The 7,681-nt window shown below is 38.4% G+C and carries 6 protein-coding genes; 2 read left to right on the top strand and 4 right to left on the bottom strand.

Translation table 11 applies throughout. The features are described from left to right. The first annotated feature begins 45 nt into the window (after positions 1–45). Entirely contained in the window at positions 46–801 is a 756-nt protein-coding gene (locus ACFFIS_RS01590) for a threonine/serine exporter family protein (protein ID WP_320380249.1), read from the top strand. A 266-nt stretch (positions 802–1,067) separates the two neighbouring features. Further along, the gene (locus ACFFIS_RS01595) at positions 1,068–1,502 is read left to right on the top strand and encodes a threonine/serine exporter family protein (protein WP_390185878.1); all 435 of its coding nucleotides are present in this window, start codon (positions 1,068–1,070) and stop codon (positions 1,500–1,502) included. 56 nt (positions 1,503–1,558) lie between these two features. On the opposite strand, the gene ACFFIS_RS01600 is transcribed toward ACFFIS_RS01595, so the two are convergent. The 4 genes from ACFFIS_RS01600 to ACFFIS_RS01615 form a co-directional block, all read right to left on the bottom strand. Beyond that, a complete protein-coding gene (locus ACFFIS_RS01600; RefSeq protein ID WP_390185879.1) occupies positions 1,559–4,636 on the bottom strand; it encodes an efflux RND transporter permease subunit in 3,078 nt (1,025 codons plus the stop codon). 3 nt (positions 4,637–4,639) lie between these two features. Continuing rightward, positions 4,640–5,500, bottom strand: coding sequence for an efflux RND transporter periplasmic adaptor subunit (locus ACFFIS_RS01605; RefSeq protein ID WP_320380253.1), 861 nt, complete (start codon positions 5,498–5,500; stop codon positions 4,640–4,642). 67 nt (positions 5,501–5,567) lie between these two features. Next, positions 5,568–6,440: a TetR/AcrR family transcriptional regulator gene (locus ACFFIS_RS01610; protein WP_390185880.1), complete on the bottom strand. Its 873-nt coding sequence runs from the start codon at positions 6,438–6,440 to the stop codon at positions 5,568–5,570. A gap of 376 nt (positions 6,441–6,816) precedes the next feature. Beyond that, positions 6,817–7,323 (bottom strand): competence protein ComK, encoded by a 507-nt coding sequence (locus ACFFIS_RS01615; RefSeq protein ID WP_390185881.1) that lies wholly within the window; start codon positions 7,321–7,323, stop codon positions 6,817–6,819. Positions 7,324–7,681: the final 358 nt, after the last annotated feature.

Below are 7,681 nucleotides of genomic sequence, written 5' to 3' on the forward strand. Positions count from 1 at the left end.
AGCGGCGAGTACATTGTATTATTTCATCGTAAAGTAGGTGATGATGTGGAAGATATAAATATTTCGGATAAAAATATTATTAAAATATGTTTGTTAGCAGGACAGATTATGCTGCAGAGTGGTGCTGAAACACATCGTGTAGAGGATACAATGAATCGTATTGCGGCAGCGTTTGATGTGAAAAATCCACAAAGCTATGCAACACCAACTAGTGTACAGTTTTCAATTGCCCCGGAGACACCTTCCCATGCTACACGGATTACGAAAAGAACAACCGATTTATATAAAATTACGAAGGTGAATCAAGTTTCTCGGCAAATCGCCGCCGGATTATTAACGATTGATGACGCAATCCATAAATTACATCAAATTGCTAAAAAGGAAATGTTTTTTTCAATTTGGATGCAGATTGCTGCAGCGGCTTTGGCTAGTGCGTGTTTTGTCATTATGTTTGGTGGTACTTGGTTTGACTTTTTACCTGCTTTCATTACGGGTGGAATTGGTTTCGCTAGTATGTTATTTTTTGAACGGGTGCTGGAAATCCGGTTTATTTCCGAGTTTAGTGCTTCGGTTATTATCGGATTACTCGCTGTCTTTTTTGTTTATATTAGCTTCGGATTGGAAGTAGACAAAATTATTATCGGTGCCGTTATGCCGCTTGTTCCTGGTCTTCCAATTACTAATGCGGTACGGGATTTAATGGCAGGTCATCTTGTAGCTGGACTATCAAAAGGGGTAGAAGCGCTCTTAACTGCAACTGCTATCGGTGCTGGTGTGGCAGTTATTTTTGCCTTGGTGTAGCTTTTTTCTGGTGCTTCCTTTTAAGTAGTGCATCTTTTCTAGACCGATTCGATTTTCATGCTGGCACACTACTTTATACTGAAAGCAGCCTTAACTCTTTTGGATGATAGCTTATCCGCTTCAGGATAGATTGTTCATCTTTTGGGCGACCGCCTATTGAGGATTCTTACTTATTTTTATAATCATTCGTATGTACGGAATTACATATGATATACTGCTTGATATCACATTAGATTTTTTGTGTAAACAGTAAGGAGAAGGTGATCATGACCATTATTGCACAGTTAGGTACAAGCTTTTTTGCTGCAAGCGGATTTGCAGTTATATTTAATGCCCCGCGCAATCGTTTAATTCCATGTGGCGTTGTCGGTATGCTTGGTTGGGTTTTATATTTTATTTTAGTTCAAAAAGGAATAGATTCCGTTCCTGCCACAGTTTTTGCGGCGATGCTTATTGCGGTGTTAAGTCAAGTTTTTGCTAAATATTATAAAACACCAATTATTATATTTAATGTTGCGGGGATCATTCCACTTGTTCCCGGCGGTATGGCGTATAATGCGATGCGCCACTTTGTTGAAAATGATTATGCAGTTGCCATGCAATATGTTACAAAGGTAATGTTACTTTCAGGAGGCATTGGGTTAGGACTCATGTTTTCTGAAGTGATCAATCAAGTTGTTCGGAAGGTTTGGAAAAACTAAAAGAACATAACATGAAAAAGCTGTCCCCGCACACTGTGTAGGGACAGCTTTTTATATTATTGGGGGTCTGACCCCACTTCTTTTCGCTTTCTTCTTGTTATTTTTGCGGTTAGGTCGTCTAAGTATGTGTAGACGACTGGGACGAGGAATAACGTAAAGATACTTGAAACACCAAGTCCGAATATTATCGTGACAGCTAATGGTTGTTGCATTTCCGCACCTTCTCCTAGTGCTAATGCTAATGGTACCATACCTAGAATAGTCGTTAGTGTTGTCATTAAGATTGGTCGTAAACGACTCCGTCCTGCTTCGACAATTGCTTCAAGCCGCTCCATCCCACGACCTCGTAATATATTAATATAATCGACGAGTACGATGGCGTTGTTTACGACAATACCAGCCAACATGATAATCCCAATAAAGCCTGGAATACTTAATGGGATTCCGGTTACAAATAAACCTAACATGACCCCAACTACTGTTGCTGGCATCGAGAACATAATGATAAATGGAAATAGGAAATTCTCAAATTGTATTGCCATCACGGCATATACAAGAAATATCGAGAATATTAAAGCTTTAGCTAAATCCGAGAAGGACTCTACCATATCTTCCACTTGCCCACCAATATTGTAACGATATCCTTCTGGCAAATTCATTTCTTCTAAGGCCTTTTCAACATCTTTTGAAACACTGCTTAAGTCTCGGTTCACGACATCCGTTGTGATGTTCATTTGTGGTTGTTGGTTTTGTCGTAATAACGAGACTGGTCCTTGCATTTCTTTAAATTGAGCAATTTCATTTAATGGAATGGTTGCACCTTCTGGTGATTGCACTTTCATATTTTCTAAATCACTAATGGTACTTCTTTTATCTTCTGGATAGAGTAAGGTTACATCCATTTCATGACCTGCTTCACGGTATTTACTAGCAACTTGGCCTGTAAATTGCAGTTGAATTTGGCTAAGTATTTGGTCTTGTGTCATTCCGTATGCTGCTGCCCTTTCCTTATTAATGGAAATATCCATTTGTGGGACACCAGCTCCGATGGCACTTTCTGGATTGTGAACCCCCTTAATATGCGATAATGTTTCTACTACTTCATCTGCTAACTCACGAAGGACTTCATGTTCTGGTCCACTTAATTCGATTTGAATCGGACTTCCCATGTTCATTCCACTATCCATAGAACTCACTTTAATCTCTGCTCCAGCAATGGTTGCAAGCTTTTCATCTAATTTTTCCACTAGGTCAACTGTTGTCATGTCGCGTTCGGATGCAGGTAATAATTGGATCATATATGTCGCAGTATCACTACCGCCTCCGCCCATCATGCCACCGCCACCAACACTTACGTAGTTCGTTTCCATATATTTTTCATACGGCTTCAGTTCTTCATTCACTTGATTTACGATTTTTTGTGTATGTTCAAATGAAGACCCTGGAGTAGTTTCTAAACTAATTTGCATTTGGCCTTGATCAGCACCTGGAATAAACTCCGCCCCAATAAATGGAATAAGTGCTAGACTCCCGGCAATCGCGATAATCGTTGCTGCAATAGTCGTTTTACGGAATTTCAATACACGTTTCAATCCATTTGCATAAGCTTGATTAACCCGCTCCATGACACGGTTAAACCAATAACGGCGTCCGTGATCTTCCATCGCACTTGCTAATAACTTCGATGAAAGCATCGGTACAAGCGTAATGGCAACAACAAGTGATGCAATGAGTGAAAATGAAACAGTTAAAGCTAACGGTGTAAATAAATCTGAGGCAATCCCCTCGACAAAAACAATTGGTAAAAATACGACTAATGTTGTTGTCGTGGATGCGATAACCGCTGGTGCTAATTCGGAAGCCCCTTTTGTCGCTGATTCAAATAAGCTATACCCTCTTTGTCGGTAGGAATATATATTTTCCAATATAACAATTGAACTATCAACCATCATTCCAATTCCGAGGGCTAAACCTCCTAATGTTAAGACGTTTAATGTTTGGCCAGTAAAATACATGAGCGCAAACGTGGAAATAACAGCAATCGGGATGGACACACCGATTACAATGGTTGCACGAATACTCTTTAAAAATAAAAGCAAAACTAAAACGGAAATAATCCCGCCAAGTAAAATATTTTGTATTACAGAGTCAATGGATAAAGTAATAAACTCCGATGTATCAATCACAACGTTTAAATGTACACCTTCTGGTAAGGTTTCCTCGACTTCTTTTAAACTATCACGAATATTATCGGCAACTGCAACTGTGTTTGCATCTGTTTTCTTCATCATCGATAAGACAAGTGCTGGCTCACCATCTACTAATGTCTCTGCTTTTTCAGTTTTAAATGTATCTTTCACTTCTGCCACATCATCGATATGAATGGTTGCACCTGTTGGAGTTTGTATAATCGTTTGTGCAATATCTTCTAATGATGTAAATTCCCCAATGACACGTAATTGTAAATCTTTGTCACCTTTTTCTACCGTTCCAACTGATGCGGAGCGATTTTGACTTTGCAATGCTTGCGCAATCAATTGGGCATTTACACCGTATTGTTGCATATGCGCTTCATTTAAAATGAGTTGAATTTCACGTTCTTTGCTCCCCTCTACAGTTACAGAGGCAACTCCTTCTTGTCGTTCAAAAAATGGTACCAACTGATTGTCGGCGATTTCAGTTAGCTTCGCAGCGTCTTTTCCAGTCACACTTACCCAAACGACAGGCATTTGTTCCGGACTAAATCGCATGATGCGTGGATCGCCTGCTTGTTCCGGGAGAAACCCCTTCACCTGATCAACACGTTCTCGTACGTCAAGTAGGGCCTGGTCTAGATCGACACCATTATTGAACATCATCAAGACGAGGGATGAACCGGCTTGCGATTGTGATTGCACCGTGTTGATTCCTTCAACAGAACTAATCGTCGATTCGATTGGTCTACTAATTAAGTTTTCCACTTCTTGTGGTGCAGCATCACCATATGATGTTGCAACAACTGCAATCGGCAAATCAATTTTAGGAAATAAATCGATTACAAGGTTCCGCATTGAAACGATTCCTAATGCGATAATTGCAATGACAATCATGATGACGCCTACTGGTCTTTTGACTGATGTGTTAACAAGCTTCAAAATTTATTCCCCACTTTCTTTCACAACATTCACTTTGCTCTTATCGGAAAGTGTCAGTTGCCCAGTAACCACCACTTGATCACCTTTTTTCACTTTACCTTCTATTGCTGTTTGATCTGACTGTGTTTCTTTAATCGTTACGTTGACCTTTTCCACTGTACCGTCATTTACAACGTAAACAAAAGCTTCATCGTCTTCCTCTACAATAGCTGCTGTTGGAACGATGATTGCATCTGATACTTTCTTAACTGGAATATCAATTTCTACTAAACTGCCTGTTAATAAATGCCCTTTATCATTTTTCACAGTTGCTTCAATTGGATATAATCCTTGATCGTTTGGCATGTGACCAACGGAAGTAATTGTTGCTTCATATTTTTCATCTTCATAATATGTAGTGAATTTTCGATCCACCTTAAAATGTTGGCGCATCTTACCTGTTACTGCAAAGTTGATTTGCATTGTATCCGTATCTGCAATAATAATAGCTGGTTCTTCATTTGAAACCATGTCTGCTTCTTTTGCTTTTAACGAAATGATTTCTCCGTCTTTAGTTGCCTTAATCGTTTGATTCCCTGCAGGTGTTTTCAACGTAAATAATGTATCATCCTTTTTAACGTGATCGCCTTCTTTTACTTGCACATCGGCTACTTCACCTGGGGTTTGCAACATAATTGGTGTTGTACGTGATGCTTCCGTTCTTCCAAATGTAGATTGTGCCACTTTTAAATCACCTTTTGTTGCTTTCATTGTTTCAACCGCAGTGACTCTTTCTTTTGCTACATTACTTGTCTGGTCATCATCAGAACATGCTGCTAAAAATGTAACCAAAAGTATCATCATGAGTAATAAAATTCGCTTCATAGTGGGTCTCCTTTATTTTAGATTTCTTTATAGGTTTTCCTAAATATTCTATTATTCACTTGCATTTTCAAACTTCCTCAATCAATCTAATATCCAGCTCATCTGCCAATTGTTCGCATATTCCGATTAAATCTCTGTGTCGTTGGAGTTGTGCAAGTAGTCCGCGGATTAAAACTGCTTGAGGTTGTGGTTCTACCAACTCCTTTTGTAATGCATCCATTACTTCCTGTAGTTCTCGTTTCTCCATTTCAAGTACAACTAGCTCATCAATTTTTGACTGAAGTTGTGAAACATATGCTTCAATTGTTTTATCATTACTATTTTTGAATTTCTGGTTTGTATTTATATTTAATAATGAGGCCTTTTCTTTTTCTAACATACCATTAACTAAATCATCTAACCTTCGAACGATAAAGGAACCAATCGATGTTACATCCATTTCAATATGCCCCATAACTAGCGATTTAAAATAACTTTGTATGATTCCTTCCAGCAAAATAATCGCATCGAATTGAAATGCTTTCACCTTTTGTCCGTAAATTTGTTGAATGCTATTCTGCAACCAGTGGAAGTTTTGCGTGTTAACTTTTGTAATTAACGCATCCATCTTTTCACCTATGGAAATATTTTCGCGCATATACATGATAATGACATGCTTATATGGAAGCATATATGTCATGATGCTCGTGATTTGCTTTGCTAATAAATCCCTTGGTGCTAGCTCTTCCCCAGAAAATTCATGAAGCCTTTCAGAAAGTTGCTCATGAAAAAATTCAAATGCTGTTGCAATAAAATCTTCCTTTGATTCGAAATACAAATAAAAGGAACCTTTCGAAATTCCGGCCTCATTTGCAATTTCTTGGATTGATGTTGCATGATACCCTTTTTGTGAAAAAAGAGCCAAACCAACATCTATTATATGCTGTTTTTTTTCATTCATGTTCTCCACCTTTTCCTATCACACGCTTTTAACGAGAGAAAGATATCAATCATATGTTGTTAAAAAATAAATAGTGAGTGAAACTTCAATCAGTGGGGTCTTACAGCCGGTTAACCCGCGATAAAAGATCCTTTTATTATTTTGCCACTCTGCATGACTGACCAGTCAGTCATGCGCTAATTGTACTTAGTATACAAGATAGCTTGCATGGAGCTCAAGCAAATAGTTGCACTTTTTCGTTTATTGCCTACTGCACTCATACATGTTCATTTTATATTAAATACCAGTGACGTGGGGGAAGCGCTTCGCACTACGACATAAAAGGGAGGGTCAGACTCCTAACAGGTATCTGACCCTCCCTTGTGTTTGTCCCTCATTATTTTAATTTAATCGTAAAAGGGCTATTTACTTTTTCGAATGAATATGGCTTGTTCACCTGTGCGATAATAAGGCTTGTTCGCAAACGTTGCATCTTAATCGTGTTTTCTGAGGCAGCAACATACATACCTTCTCCATTTGTAAATTCAATATAGCACTGCGCGCCATCTTGATGATAGGAATATACGTGATAATACGAAAGCCAAACACAATGGGGACTTCTAATCGATGCTGTTGGAAATAAATAAATCCCTTTTACCGGATTGATCATTATCGGTACTTTATTATGTATTTGAAAAGTGTTTATTACCGATTCAATTCTCCCCTTTAGCGTAGATGAACCTTGAACAATACAACTATAGTCAATAATTTCTAGTGAAGATAATCTTGATTTTTTCCTTTTTACATTTTCTAATATCTCGGTTTTGTAATAAGACGATTCGCTTTTATATAACGCTTGTGTACGTTCAGTAATAATGTATACAGGTTGATCACGTTGTTGCATGTTTCCTTTCTCCCCCTAGTACAATTGTACTATTTTCTTACAATCATATCCACTTCCCCATATATATGCACTTCATATGAGAGGAGGAAAACACCATGTATGTGTATGCTTAGCATGGTACATGAGTTGTTAGGATAGTAGTGTCAAACCCCCTTACAGCAACTGATACACTATCAAACATTGACTTTTTCAAGTCAAGCGTCTGTCTCAGAAACAGAACCAAATAACTTCAAGTCATCGCTTTAGTACTTTTTACCCAAATCGAGTAGGAGGAGGTGACTAACCTCCGACCTCTCACACCACCGTACGTACGGTTCCGTATACGGCGGTTTCATTTAAGTCCAACGTAATGTTAGAT

This window comes from Paracerasibacillus soli (assembly GCF_042432965.1).
GTDB lineage: Bacteria > Bacillota > Bacilli > Bacillales > Amphibacillaceae > Paracerasibacillus > Paracerasibacillus soli.